Origin of the sequence: Chryseobacterium sp. Bi04 (assembly GCF_918698085.1) — a bacterium.
In the GTDB taxonomy this organism is placed as follows: Bacteria; Bacteroidota; Bacteroidia; order Flavobacteriales; family Weeksellaceae; genus Chryseobacterium.
Map to the genome: position 1 here is coordinate 54807 of NZ_CAKKLP010000014.1, position 22461 is coordinate 77267.

Here is a 22461-nt window from a genome sequence, read left to right on the forward strand (position 1 = left end):
ACGCAAAGTTCTATTTTTATTATGCTTGATTTTTAAGTGAGCCAAGAATGAATCGATTAGAAATCGATTTTGATGAAGCTAACCTCTTTATATCGCTTATTCAGCGACAAAGTCGCCTTTCTTTGCTTTCTTAAAAATAGAACATCCGAATGATTATTCCTTTGCGTGAAATAAAAGGTTATTTCCATCCTATTTTCAAGTCAAATATAAAAATCACATATTTTATACATAGATTTTTGAATGCCGTCCAAACAAGAAGTTTTAGATTTAACCCAATTTGCTTAGTCCCCAAGTTTATAACTTGATCCCAAATGTATCGCTGAAGATCATTAAAAAACTATACATATGTTGACGTTTCCTATTTTTTTAGGCAGTACATTATCATTTTTAAAGTCTCAATTCAATGCTGCGAAATAAAACAGTACCATTAGAAATCCAATGGTACTGTTTTATAGTGTTTGGGGAAGTAACTGTTCTTTCTCCAAACATGAATCTTAAATATATCTACAATAGACTAGCCTTTTGCTTTTTCATCTGTAAAAACCTGAAAGCCCTCTTTTTTATCAATAAGCTGCAGGGGATATAATTTAGGATTATACTCTCCCTGTAATACTTCATTCAGTGCATGTTTTTTGGATTCTCCGAATGCTACAACCAGTATATTTTCGGCTTTGTTGATCAACGGTGCAGTCAGCGTAATCCTAAACATTTCCTGAGGTTTCAGATAAAAGGCAGAAACCCACTTTTCATGTTCGTTAAGAACTTCTTCACCTGGAAATAATGAAGCGGTATGGCCATCATCTCCCATTCCTAAAAGGATAAAATCAAAAACGCCTTCATTACCAAGAACACTTTTTATCTGTTGCTCATAGTCTTTAGCATAATCTTCCGGCAATATTCCTTCCTGATACATAGGAAAAATGTGGTTTTTAGTAACAGGAACCTGATTAAGCAGTGTCTCAAACGTCATACGTGCATTGCTTTTCTCATCATCAAGAGGAACCCATCGCTCATCCACCCAGAAAAAGTATATCTTATTCCATTCCACCTTTCCGGCATAGTCTTCGGTTGCCAACAATTTAAAAATCGCTTTTGGAGAAGAGCCTCCGCTTAATGCTACTGTAAAACGGTTATTTTTACGGATAGATTCTTTTGAAAGATCAACAAATGTATCTGCTGCCTTTCGGTACAGCTTTTCTAAATCATTAAATACTGTAATATTCATTTTCGTCTGTTTAAATTGATATGGTATTATACCCAGCTGTGGCCCTGTCTTTCCACCAATGCAAAACTCTCTTCCGGTCCCCAGCTTCCCGCGCTATAGTTTGGAAAGGATGAATCTTTATTATTCTCCCAGGCTTCCTGAATTGTTTTTACAACATCCCAGGCTTCTTCTACCTGATCAGAACGCATAAATAGTGTAAGATCGCCTAAAAGAGCATCCAATAGTAACGTTTCATATGCTTCGGGAGTATCTTCCTGGCAGGCAAAGTAATCAAAGATCATTTCTACCGGCTGTAGAACCAGTGACAGCCCCGGCTTTTTGGTCATAAACTGCAGTCTGATATCCATCATTGGCTGAATATTAATAATGAGCCTGTTTGCCGACAAAAGGTGACTTCCTGAAAAAGTAGAATGCGGAAGAGGCTTAAACTGAATGGTAATATAAGAGTGTTTCTCTTTCATTTTTTTTCCGGTACGGACATAGAAAGGAACATCTTGCCATCTTTCATTATCGAGATAAAATTTTATAGCGGCAAAAGTTTCTGTATTGGAATCTGCAGCAATTCCATCTTCCTGGCGATAGCCTTTTGCCTCAGTTCCGTTGATTGTACTTTTTGCATATTGTCCTCTTACTGCATAATGATCTACCTGATCCGGGGAGATCCTGCGTATAGATTTCAAAACATCTACTTTCCGGTCTCTAATCTCACCCGACTGTAAAGAAGCCGGTGGTTCTATGGCCACCATACAGAGAATCTGTAATAAGTGGTTTTGAATCATATCTTTCAGGGCACCGGTCTGCTCATAAAAAGCCCCTCTTGTTTCTACTCCTACTTCTTCAGCCACTGTAATCTGTACAGATTCTATATACTTATGATCCCATAAAGGCTCAAAAATAGAATTTCCAAATCTGAATGCCAATATATTCTGTACGGTTTCTTTTCCTAAATAGTGATCGATACGGTAGATCTGCTCTTCTTCGAATGTCTGCGCAAGCAGGCTGTTGAGCTCAATTGCGGATTGTTTATCATGTCCAAAGGGTTTTTCAATAATAATCCGGTCTTTTTTAGCATCAGAAGCTAAAGCTGTATTTTTAATATGGTTAGAAATCGTAGCAATGAAATTCGGGCCAATGGATAAATAAAACAACCTGTTGGCTCTTATTCCGTAAACAGTATCAAAATCTTTTAATTTCTGATGAAGATCCTGATACGAGCTTTCCTGATCCAGCTGATGCTGAAAGTAGGTAATATGGGCTTGAAAGCCTGCCCAATCTTCGGAAGTTATTTTTTTTCTGGAGAATTTCTCCAGATTTTCTTTAACATAGCTTCTAAAATATTCGTCGGTATTATCTGCTCTTCCTAATGCAACAATATTAAAACCTTTAGGCATTCTACCATCGATATATAAATTATAAAACGCCGGAAAAAGTTTTCTTTTCGCCAGATCTCCTGTAGCACCAAAAATAATAATTGTAGTTGGCTGCAAGATTTTATTTTCATTCATTTTTCCGAATTTTAATTGTTTGCACTGTTCCATACCGTATGAAAAACACCTTCTCTGTCTACTCGCTGGTAGGTATGTGCACCAAAATAATCACGTTGGGCCTGGATAAGATTTACCGGTAAAGATTCTGTGGTATAGGCATCGAAATATCCTAAAGCCGTCTGAATTCCTAAACTTGAAATTCCGTTTTCAGCAGCATATCCTGCGGTTTTTCTTAATGCCTTAAGTTTCGATTTAACAAGAAAAGCAATATCGTGATCTAGTAAAATATTAGAAAGATTAGGGTCTTTGGTATATGCAGCATAGAACTTCTCCAGCAATACCGAACGGATAATACATCCTCCCCGCCATATTTTTACAACATCCTTCAGCGGAATCTGAAAGCTATACTCTTCGGATGCTTTCACCAGCAAAGCCAAACCTTGTGCATAGCTTATTAATGTGGCCAGGAAAAGAGCATCTCCCACTTCCTGAATGAATACCTTATTATCCTCCGGAGCTGTAATTTTTTTTTCAGTATAGAGTTGGGAAGCCTGAATCCTCTCTTCTTTATAGGCTGATAAAATTCTTGATGTTACTGCGATATCAATGGTTGGGATAGAAACCCCAATTTCCATAGCTTGTTCAGAAGTCCATTTTCCGGTTCCTTTGGCTCCGGCTTTATCTAAAATCTGATCTACAAGAAAACTATCGGTTAATGTATCTTTCTGCTTAAAAATATCTTTCGTGATTTCAATCAAAAAAGAATTCATTTCTCCGTTATTCCATTCTTTGAAAACTTCGTAGAGCTGATCATTATTTAATCCCGCTCCTCTTTTTAAGAGATCATAAGCTTCGCTGATAAGCTGCATAATGGCATATTCAATTCCGTTGTGCACCATTTTCACATAGTTTCCGGCAGAGCCTTTTCCCATATATGCTGTACAGGCTTCGTTATCCACTTTTGCAGCAATGGCTTCAAGCATGGGCTGAAGATGGGTAAATGCTTCCAGATCTCCTCCCGGCATAATGCTGGGGCCTGTTCTGGCTCCCTTTTCTCCACCTGAAACTCCCATTCCCATAAAGTGCAGATTTTTTGAAGCTAAATCTTCCACACGTCTATTGGTATCTTTAAAGTATGAATTCCCTGCATCAATAACAATATCTCCTTTGCTTAAAAGGGGTGTAATATTTTCTAATACTGCATCTACGGGTTTACCTGCAGGAACCATAAGAATAATCTTTCGGGGTATTTCCAGTGAAGCTACAAATTCTTCTAACGTTCCTGTACCTTTTACTTTCATTTGTGAAGAAGCACCCTCCTGTAATTCCTTTATTTTCAAATCATCAAGATCGAATCCTGCGATTGAAAAACCATTATCTGCAATATTATAAAGAAGATTACGACCCATTACTCCAAGGCCGATCATTCCATAATTATATCTCTCCATTGTATTGATATTAATATAAATTCTGTTTTAAAGAGAATAAATTTACGTAAATGCCTATCAGGAAAAAAATAAAAGAATAGAAAAAATTTCCAGGCTTTTTGCTTATCACTTATTTCTAAAACAATAATTTTATAGGATCATCATATAAAACCTCTGCTTTATTCTTCTCAGGATACTTAGAATCAACTTATTCTATGTTGTATTTGCTGGAAAAAGTCAACACATTGTGAACAAAAACTCCATTCTTCATGAGTCTCTTTATTATAAAATTAATAAAATTCAATCGTTATAATGGGAACGATCTATTAAAATGGTACTGGTTTTTGGCATAATTAACCTTATATTTACCAAAATTTAAATTAATGAATTATAAGCTTGAGCTTAATACGCAGAAGCCTAACTCTAAAATTGTTTTTAATACGATCATATTTGATTCGTTCAAAGTTAATATTGTAGAAAGATATATTGGATCTATGCAATCCCGTCCAACGTTATGTGAAGCTTTATTTAAAGTGAGAACGTTAGATGATGATCTGATTAAAAGAAGAGACGGTAATGTAAGAATAAAAATTAAAGGTGATCAGTTTGAAACTTATCAGCAATTAACAGGAAGGCTGAGCTCTTACGAATATAAAAACAAACTGATCAACAGAAAAGATGCTGAGCAGGATTATGTACATTTTATTTTGAGCTTAGTGATATCTAATTATCAGCTTAATTAAATTCACCTCTCTGGCGCGGGCTTCTCGCTCGTGCCACTCATCACTACCTCATTCCTGGTCTACTTTGCAGACCGTAACCTTTATAAATTATAAAGAAGGAGGATGATCTGTGTCTTTATTTTATAGGGTACTGCTCATCACTCCATATAAATTTCTGCTGAAAGAAAAAAATAGGTTGCATATCTATAAAGAACAAACTAACTTCATACTTTTGAAAATTGTACAGGCTCCCGTTTTTTCGGAAGCTTTTCTCCTTTAAGCTATAAAATATAGGATAAGATTAATACATTAGGTTATGAAAAAAACGATAAGTTGTATGAATATTGATGAGAATATTCTTTATTCATTTGGGGGTGAAAGTATAAAATACAAAGCAAAAGAGTTTATTTTCAAAGAAGGAGACCATTCACTGTATTATTTTCAGGTAATAAGCGGCAAGGTAAAGCTGAATACATTTAATGATGACGGAAAAGAATTCATCCAGAATATTCTGGGTAAAAATCAAAGTTTTGGAGATCCGCTTTTATTTATTGACAGGCTCTATCCTACTAATGCGGTAAGCTTAGAGGCTGTAGAGATTATTAGAATGCCCAAGGCCAGTTTCATTGAAATGCTGCAAAAATTTCCTGATCTGTCTTTAGAAATGAATGCCTGTCTGTCACAAAGGTTATACTATAACAGTTTAATGGTTCGGAATATGGCTTCTCAAAATCCTATTCACCGTTTACAGGGCTTAATGGAGTATCTGAAGAGTTACTATGACGGAGACTGTCAACATTGCTTTCCGGTAGAGCTTACCCGCCAGCAGATTGCCGATCTGACCGGTCTGCGGGTAGAAACAGTAATAAGGATTATAAAAAAAATGGTAAATCAGGAAATCATAAAGCTTGACGGGCGTAGAATTCTTTATTGATGCATAGTTGCTTTAACTGGATTTCCATAAGTATCTACCACAAAGGTTTATAATTTTTTTCTAATAAGTTCCAGACCGTAGAAGTCCCCATTTTTCAGAATTAATCTGATTTTCATATTAAAAATAAAACGTCTTGAAGAAAATAAAACAACACCAATAAAATTATTAGTGTTGTTTTGTATTTTAATTGTATTTGGTGATAACAGCACTATTTGCTGATTGAATTATGATAAACTGAATATTCTTTTTTATTTGAAAAAACTGCTAGCATTACTTCTGCAATTCTCTTTTTATCATCTTCTGAGAGATTGGATCCGGACGGCAGACATAAGCTCTTTCCGAACAAGTCCTCTGCTACTTTTCCGCCGTAATAAGGTGCATCTTTAAATATAGGCTGTAAATGCATTGGCTTCCAGATTGGACGGGATTCTATATTTTCATTTAGAAATGCAAGACGCAGGTCTTCATAGCTTTTTGAAGTCTTTGTCTCGTCAATGGTGATAACAGACAGCCAATGATTGCTATAAAAATCAGAGTTCGGTTCTGAAAATAATTTTACTCCTTCTATATTTTTACAAATCTCGGAATAAAAATCATGCATTTTTCTACGGCCTTCTATCCTATCGTTTAAAACTTCCATTTGTCCTCTTCCCACTCCTGCACTAATATTACTCATCCTGTAATTATATCCAATTTCAGAGTGCTGATAATGCGGGGCATTATCTCTGGCCTGCGTAGAAAGAAAGACTGTTTTTTCCTTGTCTTCATCATTATGACAGACTAAGGCACCTCCTCCGGAAGTTGTAATAATTTTGTTACCATTGAATGAGAGAATACCAAAACGTCCAAAAGTACCGCAAGCTTTCCCTTTATATTTGGACCCCAATGATTCGGCACCGTCTTCAATTAAAGGAATGTTGTACTCATTGGCTATTGCTGAGATTTCATCCATTTTTGCCGGCATTCCATACAGGTTAACGACAATAATAGCCTTTGGTTTTTTACCTTTTGCAATTCTATCTTCTATGGCTTCCTGTAAAGCTACGGGACACATATTCCAGGTATCTTTTTCGGAGTCTATAAAAACAGGATTCGCTCCCAGGTAGACAATTGGATTTGCAGAGGCAGAAAATGTCATAGACTGGCATATCACTTCATCACCGTGACCAACATTGCATTCTATCAATGCCAAATGTAAAGCAGCTGTTCCTGCAGAAAGTGCAGCTATTTTTACATCTTCACTCAAGAATATTTCCAAATCTTGCTCAAAACCATCAACATTTGGTCCTAAAGGTGCTACCCAGTTTGAATCAAATGCTTCCTTAACGTACTTTAATTCGTTTCCACCCATATGGGGAGATGATAACCATATTTTTGATTTCATATTTTTACTGTTCTGGATTTTTAAACTTCTACTTTTTATAATTTTACCGGGATTGCCTACTACTGTAGACCCGGCTGGGACATCGTTAATAATAACAGCACCGGCACCAATGGTGCACCACTTTCCAATTTCTATACCTTGTATAACACTAGCACCTGTTCCTATATGGGTCCCTTCCCCTACAATTACATTTCCTGCAAGTGCTGCATTAGGTGAGATGTGAACAAAGTCTTCGATAACGCAATCGTGATCAACGGAAGCATTGGTATTGATGATACAGTGTCTACCTATATCTGCAGCCGCATTTATAGTAACACCAGGCATTACAATAGTACCTTCCCCTATCTGTAATCTTTTAGAGATTATAGATTTTGGGTGGATAAGTGTAACGTAATTGAACTGCTCATTTTGACTGACAATTTTTTTTCGTAATTTATTATTGCCTATAGAAATAAATATATCTATATCAAAAGGCGGAATTTCATGAATAACAGGATAATTTAGTATTTTATGCTTAGACAGATTTTCATCAATGTAAGCTTTTATATTATAACCACATTCTTCAGCGACCTCAGCCACTACTTTGCCATGGCCACTTGCTCCGTATAAATACATACTATCTACTTTTTAAAATTAATTACTGCCATTAAAGGCTTCTATTGTTGCTTGTCCTACCTGATTTATCCCTTCTTTTTTTAGTACTTTTTTGAATGTAAGGATAACCACTTTGCAGTCTGTTGCAAATGACAAATGATCGATATACCAAATGTCTAGTTCAAATTTTTTGGTCCAGGAAATAGCATTTCTTCCATTTACCTGTGCCCACCCTGTAATCCCGGGGCGGATATTGTGTCTGCGTTTCTGAGATTCATTATATAGAGACAAATATTGTGGCAGCAGAGGTCTTGGACCTATCAGTGCCATGTCTCCTTTTAATACATTGATCAGCTGTGGAAGCTCATCTAAGGAAGTCTGGCGTATAAAACTTCCCACGGGTGTTAAACGTTCCGAATCAGGCAGATAATTACCTTTTTCATCTTTCTTGTCATTCATTGTCTTAAACTTAATGATGTTGAACATCTTTTCATTCAGACCTGGCCTGGTTTGCACAAAAAAAGGTTTTCCCTGATTTGCGAAATACAGTAAGACCATAACAATAATAAAAACAGGAGACAGCAAAATCAGTGCTATCAATGCAATCATAAAATCTATAATCCTTTTAAAAAAAAATTGATACATGCTATTATTTTTTTTCAATTAGAGTTTTATATTCATTTAATAAGGCATTCCATACTACTGATTGTTCGTAACGGGACTGAATCATAGACCGTGCATTCTTTTTTAAATGCTGGTAATAATCTTTGTCCGTTATCATTCTCTCCATTGCTTCCTTCAGTTTTCCATTATTTTTTACAGGAACTATGATGCCATTCTGATCTTCAATAATAATTTCGTTACATCCATTGATATTGGAAACGATACTTGGCAGTTCCATTGCACCTGCCTGCATCACTACATTGGGGAACCCTTCACGGTAACTTGGAAATGTCAATACATCAGCAATCGCAAAATAAGGGCGCACATCTTTCTGAAAACCGACAGATATAATATCCTTATTATTCTCAATTTCTTTTAAAGTATCCGGATGCAATGGATCGAGTTCCTGCTCCAGTGGACCAACCAATAATAATTTGGCCCGGTACCGGGATCCTGCATTTCTGCTTACATCAGAAAAAGCTGTTATCAGCTCATTGATTCCCTTGTCTCCTACCAAACGTCCTACAAATACAAATACGAAATCTGTATCCTCTATATTTAATTCTTTTTTTAAAAGCTCTTTCTGTGTATCACTAATTTGTTCAGGTGAAAAGAATGTGGTATCAATTCCGTTCGAAGAGCCATTTCCTATTACTTTTAATTTGTACTGATCTGTATACTTATTTTGTACGATAAATTCATATAATCCTTTTGAATTGGGATACACCATTGTAGCAGAGGAATAGGTCAGTCTTTCTACAAAGTCCAGCACTTTACGCTTTGTTCCCGTTGCTTCCATCAAAGGCAAACCAGCTACCGTATGTAAACGGTGGGGAACACCTGCCAATTTTGCAGCCAGCATTCCTACAATACCTGCTTTAGGTGTATGAGTATGAACAATATTCGGTTTCTCCTTTTTTAAAAGCTTATAAGTACTCCATAGAGATTTAATATCTTTAATGGGGGTGATCTGACGGGACATATCAATGGCTATTACTTCTATTCCTTCATCATTTTTCACTTCATCCAGTTCCTTTCCGGACGACGAAACTCCTTTTACGTCAAAATATTCTGACATAAATCGATGTTGTCCCTTTAATAAAACCTTTAAAGAAATCGGTACTGTTGTTATGCGTATCAGTTTAGTTTTCAAATTCAGTCAGTATTTTATTTATATTATGTTCCCTGTTATATTTGGACTCAATCAGTACTCTTCCTTTCTTTCCCTGAGTGACTGTTTTATCTTTATGTTCTATATATTTCTTAATACCGGAATACCAATCTTTATCTTTCACCAGCTCCCCATTATAACCCGGAATAACGATATCGGTATTCATCCCTACCGGGGAAGCCAGCACCGCAACGCTACATCCCATATACTGGATCAGTTTGTATGAACATTTACCCAGTTCCCAAGGGGTTTCATGAAGAGGCATAATCCCTAAATCGAATTTATTAATCTCTTCTACTTCAGATTCTTCTGTCCACGGAATAAAGTGTATAAAATCTTTAGTCTCTTCCGTTTGTTTTGCCCCGATGATATTGACGCGAAAATTGGGAAAATCTTTTTTCAGCTTATAAAATACCGGAAATAACTCTTCAATGTATTTATAAGTAGACGGAGAGCCTATCCATCCCAGTGTAAAGTATTGATCATCTTTATTATTGATCTTATAGTATTTTTTAGCATCTATAACAGTAGGCAACATCATTATTCGGGGTGCTTTTGCCATTTCTGCTCTCTTTGCCAGATAAGAATTGCCGGCAAATACACATCTGCTGTTTTTCATTACCCGATCAATCTTATCAGACAAATACTTTTTTATAAATCTGTTACCACTCAGATCGTAGTTATGAAATATAGCATCATCATAATCTACGAAATAATCAACCCCTGCTTTTTTCAATCTTGTTTCAGCCCACGCAGGTAAATAGGGAAACAATTCTTTTTCTATAACAACGATATCATATTTTTTCACGGATAAAAGAGCATACATTCTCTTTAGGTACCCTAGAAATAGATAAATAATCTTGGTCTTTTCATTCCTGTACAGCGCTGATAAATACTTATCTCCCAACAGAGAAGAATGATGTACGGTATATTTCTTTTCCTCTAAAGAGGGGAAAAATTGAAAACTTCTCAGCCTGCTGCTCGCTCCCATAGCGGAGTATTTAGTAAAAAACAGTATTTTTTTCATTGAAAATCTTTATCTCTTTTTACAAAATAAATGAAGGGTAAAACATAAAATATATTAAACTCGAAAGACTCCAGATAGGGGTTTGTAAAAGTGGCTATCAGCATAGAAACAATACCCGCTAACATGTAATGATCATATGGATTTTTAATTTTTATGGATACATATTTATATACTGAGTATAAAAAAGGAATAGAATAAATTAAAAACCCAAATATGCTCACCCGGTATATAATGGCTACCGGTACATTCTCGTAACGCCATGGAAATTTTTTACTTCTTATATAATCTACTCCTACCCCATGACCTGCTCCAAAAATATTATTATTGACTCCTTTTATCAGTGCCATTGTCTGTTCTGATCTTGCCTTATCTCCGCCTTCAAAAATTTTAACATAAAATCCTTCCAATACATTCAATACGTTTACGCCATAGCTGTTCAAAATAAAAACCAGCACAACGGTAAGCAGCAAACCGATAATAAAATATCTAATCAGCTTTACGGAAGAGTTGGTAACCACATAAAAAAACAGTCCTACAAACACACTGAGCAGCAATGCCGATCTTCCTGATACTATTGCAGCGATTACAACCGTAAGGATGACAACAAAATAAATGGCTTTCCTTTTGAATACTTTTTCTAACTGTAAGAAAGCAGGAATAAAAAATATGAGAGATCCATAAACGAACAGTTTCATTTCAACAATTCCTTTTTTGGTAAATGTCATATTGGGATCTTCAATAATAAGTTCCAGAATCTGTCTCTTTCCATTCATAAATAACCAAATTGCCACAAATACAGAAACAGCTCCCAGTACCATATAGATATTGAGGTACTTTACGATGGTTTCCACCTTAAATTTTTCAAAGCAATAGTTTAAGATAACCAACCATAAAATAGGAGTAAAAATATATACAATTAAGACCTGGCTAAGTGCTTCTGAAGGGTTCAGAGACTGATGGATACCAACCATCAGATAAATAATCGTGACGATCATACTTAAGATCACAGAGAAAATAACCACTTTTTCAATGGTCTGCACCTTAGTGAGCCCTACCAGAAAAATCAACAGTAACAAAACAAGCTTAACGGGTCTAAACGAATTGGGAAACACGAAAAGCAGGAATGCCGTGACAACCATCAATACGCTTAGAGCATTAAAATGTATTTGTTTTTTATAAATCTGCATTAATTATTTAGATTTCAGTTGTTTAAATTGTATTCTCTGGTCTTTCTTATAACTTTGAATACTACTTTCCAGTTTATCATAGCTTTTAGAATCTACCGACAGATTATTGACAGATAGATTAATGGTATTATCATTAGTATCATAATATTTGATAGGTTCTGCAGTATTATTATAAAGACTTACATTATTCAGGACGATATTTCCGCTGATATTTTTCGAGTAATTGTTTTTTCTGTTTAACCAGAAAGACATTCCATATTTTGACTTGCTATCCGAAAAATTATTAATAGTTATTGAGATTTCCTTATTCAGGGAGTTATCTTTTCTGAGATTAACGAGATTAAGCAGTAATCCCCAGTTTTCATTACCTCCTGTAAAAACATTTTCAAGAACAATTCCTTTCAGTTCATCCTTAGCGCTATTAGGCTCTATATCTATTCCGCTGGAAGGTCCTTTACCTGAAGAATTCAGAAACTTACTGTTGGAGATTTTGATATTGGTTCCTGATGTTATAGAGAGACCGTTTCTTCTGCTGTTTGATACCAATGAATTTAGAATCACAATCTGATCTGAAATTTTATTGTTCAGCTGTCCGATATAGATGCCGTCACCGAAACAATCATAAATCTTAGCATTCTCTACTCTGATATTTTTAGCTCCCCGTATGCTTATCCCAAAGCCCCACTCCCCTTTTGTACCTACGTGTGTTTTTTTATCTCCCACCAATACAGGGTTAAGAATGGTAATATTTTCCTTACCGTTACAATCCAGAAGACTGTATCCCGGTTTTGCTGATGTCTTAAGGACCAATTTGGAATTAGCCTGAAATTTATACGTACAGCCACTTTTTAATTTTAGCCCACTATCATTAATCAGTATGGGAAAATCAGGAAATAAAACATCACCGTTGTCATTGATTGCTTTCTGCAGAACCAGTGTGTAGTCTACCGTTGCATTTTTCACATATCCTTTAGGCAAAACTGTCGTTAAGTCCAGGTATTTAGTCTGACCGAAAATAAATAAGGTACATGTAAAAATCAGCGATATTATTAAAAGCTTCTTCATTTCATTTTCTTTTTTATTATGTTAAATAGATAACCCAATGCCCCCAATACTCTTCCAAAATACATTTTGGCAATAATTAAAACCTGTTTATAAGCCTTTTGGCTGAAATAGTCAACCAGAATTAAGGCTACCAACTTATCCAGATATTTTTTTTCAGAGGCAGTTTTATTTTTATAATCAAACAGATGAAATCTTTTATGCAATGGCATCACATAGTGTGCACTTCTGTTTTCTGCTCCCACAAAGTAGATGGTTGTAATAGTTCTGTTATAGATTAATGCATAATCAGAAAACAGTCTATACCAAAATTCCACATCCTCACCATAGCTAAGATTTTCATCAAACAGGCCTGTCTTAAGAACTTTTGTCTTTTTAACCAATAATGTTGATGAGTTAAAGCGAGAAGCTGGTGAAGACATAAAATCAAAATAATCTTTTATCATCTCAGGCTTTTCCTCTTTAAATTTTGACTCATCAAATTCTTTAACATTCGATTTGTAAAAAGAAGTTCCAACTCCTCCTACTGTCTCATTATCTAACTGAGAAAGGGAAGTGGATAAAATCTCCAGGTGTTCCGGATGCCATATATCATCACCGTCCAGAAAAGCTAAGTATTCATTCTTAGCATTCATTATCCCTGCATTTCTTGCAGATGAAACCCCACCATTAGGTTTGTCTATGATAACCACTCTTGGATCCGATATGCTTTGTACCACTTTCAAACTCTTATCTTTTGAGCCATCGTTGATAATAAGCAATTCAAAATCCTTATAAGTTTGATTCAAAACTGAATACACCGTATCCAGAATACTTTTCTCCTTGTTATATAATGGTATTATTACACTAATCATGTTAATAAGTTGCCGTAAAATTTAAACGGGCTCTTTGTATTGTTTCTTTAATATTACCCGGTACAAGGATTTGTTTTTTAAATATAATCTTCTCAATTTCGGTAACAATCAATTCCGCATCCACATTTCCATCCAATAGCCTATAGCTTTGCGCCTGGCCTACATCATTCAGGAAATCGGTACACTTACGGTGATATTCCAATAAAAAGAAAGGTGTATTGCTATAGCACGCAAAAATACTTGCATGTAGTCTTGTTGAAATAACTACACTGCATTCGGCGATTCGATCAAAAGTGTCCTGAACTTTTGGCTGATAGGGAACAATCTCATATTGTAGTTTTCCATCTTTATTAAGATTCCCTATCATTTCCAGGGTGAGCTTTTCGTCACCCATTGAAGAGTTTCCATTAAAAACGAAAAAACGGAACATAATATTGTTATGTTTCCTTAATTGTTGAATTAAATTTAATATAAATTCATTTCTCTTTAATTCTTTACTAATATCTCCATTAGTATACGATTCATAGTTACAAACACTAATCCCTACAATAGGCCGTTCTTCGGAAATTTCTTTTGTACGCAGGTCAAAATTATAAATTTCAGGAAGAAGGGCTGCTAAATCAAAAGCTCTTACAGGCTGATAAGGTAAATTATAACTCAGCGCCTGCTCATACGATTTATCATCTCTTAATGCCAGGAAATCCAGTGTTTTTAAATATTCTTTAGTATCTTCTTCTGCCCCTTTATTTACAAATGGACCTAAGGAGATTCCTATAGCGCCTGTTTTTCCTTTACATCCCAGGCTTTTCTTCAATTTTGCATAGGTTCTCAGATCTGTTTTTTTCAATGCTGAATGAAAGGTTGATCCTCCAGCTGAAACAAAAACATCACTTAATACAATATCTTTTACGGCCTTGCCAAAGTTTAAGTAATTCTTGTGGGCAAAATAATGCTCCGCCGGCGTTGAGATCTGTGGCAGCTCACCTGCAAAAAACAACTGTTCTGTAGATTGCCAATACTTTCGGCTTCCCCATGCTGAAACTTCTACAAAAGCATCATCTCCTGAATTTTTCGCCCCGTAATATCCACTAAATATTGCTTTCATAATTTTTCACTACCATCTTTAAGTTCGTTTTCATTTTTTCTCTCAGATAAATCTTATCCTGCTTTTTCAGCATATCATACTTTTCCAGATCTCTATACTTCAAAATCTTTCCTGGATTACCTCCTACAATTGCTCCTTTGGGAACATCTTTTGTAACTACTGTGGAGGCTCCAATAATGGCTCCCTCTTCTATTGTAATTCCCGGTAAAATGGTAACATCACCGCCAATCCACACATTTTCCTTTATGACCACATTTTTTGCAATTGTTATTTCATCATAGGGTATCAGCGTATCGCTATCATAGTTATGGTTACCTGTATAGATTTTTAATCTTGGCCCTATTATGGTACCATCCATTATGGTAACTTTACCATAGGTGGATATCCATGCCTCAGGACCGATATATAAATTGTTTCCCAAGTGCAGTTTCTCCGGTTTTGTAATGGTAACAGGATAAGAAACAACGGCATTCTCCCCTCTTTCTTTTATTCCCTTTACCATTTTGGCACAGGTTAACCGCCAGTATAATTTTATAATTTTTGCAAACATTCTTTATAAAGTTTAAAAATTGAGAATAAGATTAAAGCAACTAAGAAGACAGAAGCGATTACTCTGATCAGTAATAAACTATACAACTGAACATTTATAAATACCAGGCCTATCAGCAATAACCATAAAAGTATATTCCATTTGCTGTAGAATATGACTGGTGGAGATAATTTTTTGTAAATAAAAAAGGGTACAAAAATGATGTAGTTAATGATATAAGAAATCATATAAGAAAAAGCAAAACCCAACGCTCCATACTGTCTCAAAAAATAGAAAATAATAAGGTTGGTAACGGCCCACTGCCCCATACTGAATACACTAAGCCACATTTTATTCTTAATGATAAGGTCTCTTGAAACACCTGCTCTATTTGTAATAATAAGTGTAGTGATAATAGACATTCCCAAAATCGGGACAATCTGATGGATATCAAATTTTTTACCTAAAACAGCCGATGCGATCTCCGGAAATAATATGAACGGAATAGAGATTATAATTGAAATAATCCAAGATCCGAAATAATTAAAAAACTCTTTTTTAGGGGTCTTTGATTCCGATTTTGATAAAAACATGGGCAGCAAGACATTGCTTATTGCCCCGTTGAACATCTGAATGGCTGTAGAGAAAATAATAACGGCACTATACAACCCTAGTTCTTTATATCCATTGGGTTGGTTAACCAGCAAAGTATTTAAAAACCAAATGGTAGGTGCTACAATAATTGTACTGAGAGAAGCCGGTATAGCAAATTTATATATTTTCTTAACACTTTTCTTCCAGTTTTTAAAACTCACTGTGACCTGCTGATTTTTGCTCTCATCACCCAACAGTTTCTGTAATACTGCAGATACCAGAAAGATCCCTATCAGATTGCCCAGTAAAGCTCCTGTAACTCCTCCAAAATATCCTCCGATAACTAGACCTAGAAACAGGAACAGCCCCTGAAGTATATTAGCAGTAGAGTTTTTCTTATAAGCCTGAAAGCCTAATAAGGCTCCCATCTGTGTTCCGTTGAGAGAGATAAAAATCAATGTAAAACCACCAATCATTAAAGGAACCTGCAAATGCTGGTTGTTCAGGAAATTGGTTGCTATAAATCCGGAGAGCAGTACAATGATCAAAGCTACAATAGTACTCAACACCACAACCAATGATAAAGATGCCCCCAGCATGGATGATGCTTCACTTTTATCTTCATCTTTAAGCTCAGAAATATATTTAGTAGCTGTTAAGCCTATTCCCAAAGAAGCAAAAATCAGAAAATTATCTATTGTTGACTTTATCATTCCAAACTCACCATATTCTGAGACGGTTAAAATCCTTGCCAACACAATGGAAGCCAAAGAAAATAATCCCCGTGACATCAGTGATCCGAAGGTCATCCAAAAAGTACCGAAAACCAACTTTTTCAGGAAGTCTGATTTGGATAATTTAGATTTTATGGAAGCTACCAACATATTATTTTTATTTTTCCTAAACTCAACTTCATAGTTTCATTTACAATTGTTTCTATCAAAACGGTTTTCCTCAGATGCCAACGGCATTCAATGATGTTATTTTTTTCAAATGACAGGAGTAAACTGTCTTATACAAAAACTGAAGAGCTAACTACAGTTTTGTACTTAGTATTCTATAATCTTGAATCACATTCCTCCAGGATTCCTTTCACATCAAAGATCACCCCGTCCTCTTTCAAGTAATTTTTCAAATTCAGACCTTTGAACTGCTCGTGTGCTACAGTAAGGATAATTCCATCGTATTTTTCCTGTGGAATTTCGTTTACAATGCTTAAACCATATTCGTGCTCCACTTCAGCAGCGCTTGCCCAAGGGTCGTAAGTTGTTACCTGTAACGCGTAATCTTCAAGTCCTTGAATTACATCTACCGCTTTGGTATTACGTACATCCGGACAGTTTTCTTTAAATGTTATTCCCAGGTTTAAAACTCTGGCACCATTAATATTAAGCTTCTTTTTGATCATAGTTTTCACCAACTGAGAAGCTACATACTGACCCATAGAATCATTAAGACGACGTCCTGCTAATATAATTTCAGGGTGATATCCATTTTCCTGTGCTTTCTGCGCCAGATAATAGGGATCAACTCCGATGCAGTGACCGCCTACCAATCCCGGTTTGAAGGGTAGAAAGTTCCATTTGGTACCTGCTGCTTCCAATACAGCGTGAGTATCAATCCCTAAAAGGTTGAAAATTTTTGCCAGTTCATTCACAAAGGCGATATTAATATCTCTCTGTGAGTTTTCAATTACTTTAGCAGCCTCTGCTACTTTTATTGTTGGAGCAAGGTGGGTACCGGCAACAATTACAGATTTATATAAATTATCTACTATTTTTCCAATTTCAGGTGTAGAACCGGAAGTAACCTTTAATATTTTCTCTACGGTATGTTCTTTATCTCCCGGGTTAATACGCTCCGGTGAATACCCTGCAAAGAAGTCATGATTAAATTTCAATCCGGAAAATTTCTCTAACACAGGAATACATTCTTCCTCCGTAACTCCTGGATATACGGTAGATTCATAGATTACAATATCTCCTTTCGACAATACTTTAGCTACAGTTTCTGAAGATTTATATAGCGGTGTAAGGTCGGGACGATTATGCTTATCTACCGGTGTTGGTACCGTCACAATATAGATGTTGGCATCCTGAATATCCTTGATATCTGCAGAGCAGTACAATCCTGTCTCAGCTGTCTGATCAAAAGGATTTTCTTTTTTTAATATCTCTTTTAATACTTCGTTTTCTACTTCTAAAGTACTGTCTACCCCTGTATTTAATTCCTCAATCCTTTTCTGATTGATATCGAAACCTACAACCGGATATTGGGTTGCAAATAACCGTGCTAAAGGTAAACCTACGTATCCTAATCCGATAACGGCAATTTTATATTGTTTTTCCACAAAGACTCGATTTAAAGTTGTTTATTTTAAATTTTCCCAATACCAGCTGATAGCTTCTTTTAGTCCCTTATCTATAGTATGGGTAGGCTGGTATCCTAATAGTTTTTCTGCTTTTTCAACTGATGCTAATGAGTGCGGGATATCTCCTACACGGTTCGGGCCATAGTTTATTTCTACTTCAGCAATTTTCTCATCAAATTCACTTAGATATTTTTTAAGGTATCCCACCAGATCATTCAATGTTGTGCGGTCTCCTACTGCTGTATTATAAACCGTATTCACGGCTTCCAGATTCTCTGTAAGCATTGCCCGTTCATTCATCTGAATAACATTATCGATATAAGTAAAATCACGTGAATAGTCTCCTGTACCGTTAATTGTAGGGGATTCGTGATTGATTAGCTGCTTTACAAATAATGGAATAACTGCGGCGTAAGCCCCGTTCGGATCTTGTCTTCTTCCAAATACATTGAAATACCTTAACCCGATGCACTGCATTCCGTAAGTTTTTCCAAATACATCAGCATACAGTTCATTTACATATTTAGTAATGGCGTATGGTGATAACGGCTTTCCGATTACATCTTCCACTTTGGGTAATGATGCAGAATCACCGTATGTAGATGATGAAGCAGCATATACAAAACGTTTCACATTGGCATCTCGCGCTGCAACAAGCATATTTAAAAAACCTGTAACATTAACATCGTTACTTGTAATAGGATCTTTAATTGATCTTGGAACAGAACCTAATGCTGCCTGATGTAATATGTAATCTACCTTTTCTACTGCCTTCCGACAAACTTCCAAATCACGTATATCTCCTTCAATGAGCTTATAGTTTGAGTTTTTAAGAAAAGGCTCAACATTATGACGGTGCCCTGTTGCAAAGTTATCTAAGCAGACCACATCATAGCCTTTATTTAAAAAATACTCCGTTAAGTTAGAACCAATAAAACCAGCTCCCCCTGTAATTAAAATTTTATACATTTCTATGATTTAAAAATTTTTTTCAACCAATTTTTTTTATCCTTGGTCTGGCTGTAGCCATATCCATAGCTATAATTATATCCATATCCTCCTGCACGTTTAGAAACATCATTAACGACAAAAGATACATTGGTCAGTTTAGAGTCTTTCACCAGATCGTTTGCAAAATCTATCAGGATATTTTTAGATACTGCAGATCTTACTACATAAAGCGTAGCGTCAGCAGTATCAGCAATACTAAGGGTATCCGAAACCAACATAAGTGGTGCAGAATCTATAACTATATATGCATACTGAGAAGCCATCTGCTCAATAAGTTTTTGGTACCTTCCATTGGAAAGCAATTCCTGAGGATTAGGAGGAATAGCTCCTGCATAAATAACATCACAGAAAGGATTGGTGGTGGATGTATGGATAAGCTCCTCTACATTCACTGACTCATCATACAAATACTCTGTAAGACCTTTTCTTTTAGTAGGTTCACTGTCATATCGCTGAATCTGGGGATTACGGATATCTGAACCAATCAGAAGACTTCTGCCGTTTTTATTGGCTAATGTAAGGGCCAGATTTACCGACACCAGGGTCTTCCCTTCTCCTTTTACCGATGAGGTTACCATAATTATTTTGGCAGAGTCTTTTACCGGCAAAACAAATTTAAGATTGGAAACAAGTACCCTGAAGGCTTCCGCCAACTCTGTAAAGTCATTCTTCTGTACTAAATGGTTTTCGTTATCTTTAAGCGAAGGTATATCAACCAGTACCCCTAGTCCGGAACGCTCCTTAATATCATCTCTCGAATAAATCTTATCATCCAAGCTGAACAATAAATAGAAAATAGCAAAAGGAACTAATAATCCCAGAAAAAATGCCCCTAACAGAATAATATTTTTCTTAGGGAAAACCGGAATTTCCTCAGTAAATGCAGGATTCACAATTTTAGCCTTCGGTACATTTACTGATAAATTGATGGCATTTTCCTCTCTTTTTTGCAGAAGAAATAAAAACAGCTGCTCTTTAAGGTTCTGCTGGCGTTCTATTCCTCTGTAAATTTTGGATTGACCGGGAACCTTTTCTATAGCACTCTTGCTTGTGGTAATCTGATTCTGCAATTGGGAGATACCCGCCTGTACACTTACCTTCTGCTCGCGAATATTGTCCCGGATTATATCTTTTAAAGCAGCAATCTCCCTGTTCATTTCTATTACTGCAGGGTTTTCATTGGTTGCCTGTTTAAGGGTTTTATTTCTACTGATGAGAAGTGAATTATACTGGGAAATAGATTGCTCCAACGAAGGGCTTAATCCTAAATTGGATGGCATAAGCTGATTGTTACTTTTTGAAGCTTCTGCAGTAAGAGAATTCAGAAGATCAAGCTGCGTCTGCTGAAGAAGAAGAGCCTTGGTGTTATCACTTGTATTCTGAAGAGCCAACTCAGCCTGTGCCTGCAAGTCAACAATATGATTACGATTTTGGAAATCTTCTTTCTGATTTTCCACCCCGGAAAGATCTTTTGTAATTACTTCCAGTCTTTTATCAATAAACTCCTGAGTATTCTGAGCCTGCAAGTTTTTATCTCTCTGACCATCCAGGTTATACTGTTTTGTCACTTCATTAAGAATAGCTTCTGACTTTTCAGGCAGGGAGCCTATTAGACTGATTTCCATTAACATAGCTTTTTCCTCCGGTAAACTTACCCGTACTGTTTTTTCAAGTTTTTTTACCTTTTCAATAGGGTTCCAAAAAATAACCTTATATTCAGATTTAATGTCAACAGAAGAATTTCTTTGAAATATCACTGTTCCAAAATCCACTTGTACAGGAATATTGAATTTACCTACAATATCTTTTTTCTTTTGGCTATGAAGGGTAAACTGGTCTCCTTTTATATCAGTTAAGGTATATGCAGAGGATACAAAGTTTTCTTTAGTATAAGCTAATATTTTTGCGGTAATAGGAGCTTTGGTAAACAGCTGTGAATCTTTAATTTCTCCAGTGTTGAAATATTCAACATTGAGGTTAAGATTTTCAACCACCTGTATAAGGATAGGCCTCGAGTTCACTACTGCTGCTTCACTTTTCAGTTCATCTGCGTTCCCAAGACCAATTCCGAGATTATTAAGGTCAGACAAAGCTGAGGAAAGGTCATTTTGTTTTTTATCAAATTTAAGGGTTGTTTTGGACTGATATTGAGGTACACTATACCTAAGGTAAATAAAAGCAACGATTACAAATAACAGAACAGAGGCAACAAACCATGGCCATTTGTAAAGGTATTTAGAAATAGTCTTTTTTATATTGAATTTTTCTTGTTTTGCCTGAAATTCCATCTGCTGCATATCTATCGTGTTAAAGCAATAATAAGAGTACCTGCCGTTAGTAAAGCACCAATAATCTGGAAGGTAAGGGCTCTGTTCGGGTTAGTATTGGCCTGAACCTGTTTATTTTTATCCGGCTGTACATATAATATGTCGTTTTGCTTCATATAGTAGTACGGTGAATTCACAATATCGGATCTGCTAAGGTCAACATTCACAATCTGGTCTACCCCATCATCACCTGTACGGATAAGCTTCACATTCGTACGGTCTCCAAAATCTGTCATATCGCCGGCAAGACCTAATGCCTGAAAGACATTAATCTTTTGTGAAACACTTTCTTTCTGGCCAGGGTTTTTCACTTCCCCTAAAACGCTTACGTTAAAATTTTTCAGAGTAATAGATACCATTGGATCTGTAAGGTATCTCTTGAGGCGGGATTCCAGCTCTTGTTTAAGCTGTACCTGAGTCATTCCTTTAGTATACACATTCCCTAATACCGGAAAAGAGATATACCCTTCTTCATTTACTAAATATTCACTTGGCTGTACATATTGATTGATTCCGGTATTTCCTTCACTACCTACCTTATTTACCGTATTAAGATTGAAAGGTTTTACAGCTGTTTCATCAAGTGCAGTAACAAGAATAAGAAGAACATCCCCTTCCTGAATATGCAGTCCCTGAAATTTTGCTCTGGTAACTTCCTCTTCCATGTTATGCTTTGACATGTATACCATATTCTGTTTCGGCTTACATGATAGTAAAATAACCGACAACAGCACTAGATACGTAATAATAGTTCTCTTCATATATTTTTTTAGTCTATTGGTGTTAA

Annotated in this window: 19 protein-coding genes and 1 pseudogene; 2 read left to right on the plus strand and 18 right to left on the minus strand. The window is 35.9% G+C overall.

Annotation, left to right across the window (positions count from 1 at the left end; all coding sequences use genetic code 11):
• Nucleotides 1-514: 514 nt before the first annotated feature.
• The 3 genes from pgl to gndA are packed head-to-tail and all read right to left on the minus strand — an operon-like array spanning nt 515 to nt 4160.
• Entirely contained in the window at nt 515-1225 is a 711-nt protein-coding gene (gene pgl, locus LQV47_RS18470; protein WP_230040149.1) for a 6-phosphogluconolactonase, read from the minus strand.
• Between the two features lie 26 nt (nt 1226-1251).
• Nucleotides 1252-2730 (minus strand): glucose-6-phosphate dehydrogenase, encoded by a 1479-nt coding sequence (gene zwf / locus LQV47_RS18475; RefSeq protein ID WP_230040151.1) that lies wholly within the window; start codon nt 2728-2730, stop codon nt 1252-1254.
• An 11-nt stretch (nt 2731-2741) separates the two neighbouring features.
• Entirely contained in the window at nt 2742-4160 is a 1419-nt protein-coding gene (gndA, locus tag LQV47_RS18480; protein ID WP_230040153.1) for an NADP-dependent phosphogluconate dehydrogenase, read from the minus strand.
• Nucleotides 4161-4522: 362 nt separating this feature from the next.
• Here gndA and LQV47_RS18485 point away from each other — a divergent pair, with 362 nt between their 5' ends.
• A complete protein-coding gene (locus tag LQV47_RS18485) occupies nt 4523-4882 on the plus strand; it encodes a prevent-host-death protein (RefSeq protein ID WP_230040154.1) in 360 nt (119 codons plus the stop codon).
• A 295-nt stretch (nt 4883-5177) separates the two neighbouring features.
• Nucleotides 5178-5795, plus strand: a complete 618-nt coding sequence (locus tag LQV47_RS18490; RefSeq protein WP_230040157.1) for a Crp/Fnr family transcriptional regulator — start codon at nt 5178-5180, stop codon at nt 5793-5795.
• A gap of 208 nt (nt 5796-6003) precedes the next feature.
• Here LQV47_RS18490 and LQV47_RS18495 read toward each other — a convergent pair whose 3' ends face one another.
• From LQV47_RS18495 to LQV47_RS18565, 15 genes and pseudogenes are all read right to left on the minus strand, one after another.
• Nucleotides 6004-7179 carry an aminotransferase class I/II-fold pyridoxal phosphate-dependent enzyme gene (locus tag LQV47_RS18495; protein ID WP_230040328.1) on the minus strand — a complete coding sequence of 392 codons (1176 nt, stop codon included), beginning with the start codon at nt 7177-7179 and terminating at the stop codon, nt 6004-6006.
• A 54-nt stretch (nt 7180-7233) separates the two neighbouring features.
• Nucleotides 7234-7794, minus strand: a pseudogene (locus tag LQV47_RS18500) (acetyltransferase); the annotation flags it as partial.
• A gap of 18 nt (nt 7795-7812) precedes the next feature.
• Nucleotides 7813-8418, minus strand: coding sequence for a sugar transferase (locus LQV47_RS18505; RefSeq protein ID WP_230040159.1), 606 nt, complete (start codon nt 8416-8418; stop codon nt 7813-7815).
• Nucleotides 8419-8422: 4 nt separating this feature from the next.
• On the minus strand, nt 8423-9514 hold the full coding sequence (locus LQV47_RS18510) for a glycosyltransferase family 4 protein (protein WP_230040161.1): 1092 nt from the start codon (nt 9512-9514) through the stop codon (nt 8423-8425).
• A 64-nt stretch (nt 9515-9578) separates the two neighbouring features.
• Nucleotides 9579-10634 (minus strand): glycosyltransferase family 4 protein, encoded by a 1056-nt coding sequence (locus LQV47_RS18515; RefSeq protein WP_230040163.1) that lies wholly within the window; start codon nt 10632-10634, stop codon nt 9579-9581.
• Nucleotides 10631-11821: a hypothetical protein gene (locus LQV47_RS18520; RefSeq protein ID WP_230040165.1), complete on the minus strand. Its 1191-nt coding sequence runs from the start codon at nt 11819-11821 to the stop codon at nt 10631-10633. Before LQV47_RS18520 ends, LQV47_RS18515 begins: the two co-directional genes overlap by 4 nt.
• Before the next feature lie 3 nt (nt 11822-11824).
• The gene (locus LQV47_RS18525; protein WP_230040167.1) at nt 11825-12886 is read right to left on the minus strand and encodes a right-handed parallel beta-helix repeat-containing protein; all 1062 of its coding nucleotides are present in this window, start codon (nt 12884-12886) and stop codon (nt 11825-11827) included.
• A complete protein-coding gene (locus tag LQV47_RS18530; RefSeq protein WP_230040169.1) occupies nt 12883-13737 on the minus strand; it encodes a glycosyltransferase family A protein in 855 nt (284 codons plus the stop codon). Before LQV47_RS18530 ends, LQV47_RS18525 begins: the two co-directional genes overlap by 4 nt.
• A gap of 1 nt (nt 13738) precedes the next feature.
• Nucleotides 13739-14842, minus strand: a complete 1104-nt coding sequence (locus LQV47_RS18535) for a polysaccharide pyruvyl transferase family protein (protein ID WP_230040177.1) — start codon at nt 14840-14842, stop codon at nt 13739-13741.
• On the minus strand, nt 14826-15392 hold the full coding sequence (locus tag LQV47_RS18540; protein ID WP_230040179.1) for an acyltransferase: 567 nt from the start codon (nt 15390-15392) through the stop codon (nt 14826-14828). The genes LQV47_RS18535 and LQV47_RS18540 overlap by 17 nt, the downstream gene beginning before the upstream one ends.
• Nucleotides 15374-16849 carry an oligosaccharide flippase family protein gene (locus tag LQV47_RS18545; protein WP_230040188.1) on the minus strand — a complete coding sequence of 492 codons (1476 nt, stop codon included), beginning with the start codon at nt 16847-16849 and terminating at the stop codon, nt 15374-15376. Before LQV47_RS18545 ends, LQV47_RS18540 begins: the two co-directional genes overlap by 19 nt.
• Nucleotides 16850-17022: 173 nt before the next feature.
• Nucleotides 17023-18315, minus strand: a complete 1293-nt coding sequence (locus tag LQV47_RS18550) for a nucleotide sugar dehydrogenase (RefSeq protein ID WP_230040196.1) — start codon at nt 18313-18315, stop codon at nt 17023-17025.
• A 21-nt stretch (nt 18316-18336) separates the two neighbouring features.
• A complete protein-coding gene (locus LQV47_RS18555; RefSeq protein ID WP_230040198.1) occupies nt 18337-19305 on the minus strand; it encodes an SDR family oxidoreductase in 969 nt (322 codons plus the stop codon).
• Nucleotides 19306-19307: 2 nt separating this feature from the next.
• Nucleotides 19308-21644: a polysaccharide biosynthesis tyrosine autokinase gene (locus tag LQV47_RS18560; protein ID WP_230040208.1), complete on the minus strand. Its 2337-nt coding sequence runs from the start codon at nt 21642-21644 to the stop codon at nt 19308-19310.
• Nucleotides 21645-21646: 2 nt separating this feature from the next.
• Nucleotides 21647-22354 (minus strand): polysaccharide biosynthesis/export family protein, encoded by a 708-nt coding sequence (locus tag LQV47_RS18565; protein ID WP_230040210.1) that lies wholly within the window; start codon nt 22352-22354, stop codon nt 21647-21649.
• Nucleotides 22355-22461: the final 107 nt, after the last annotated feature.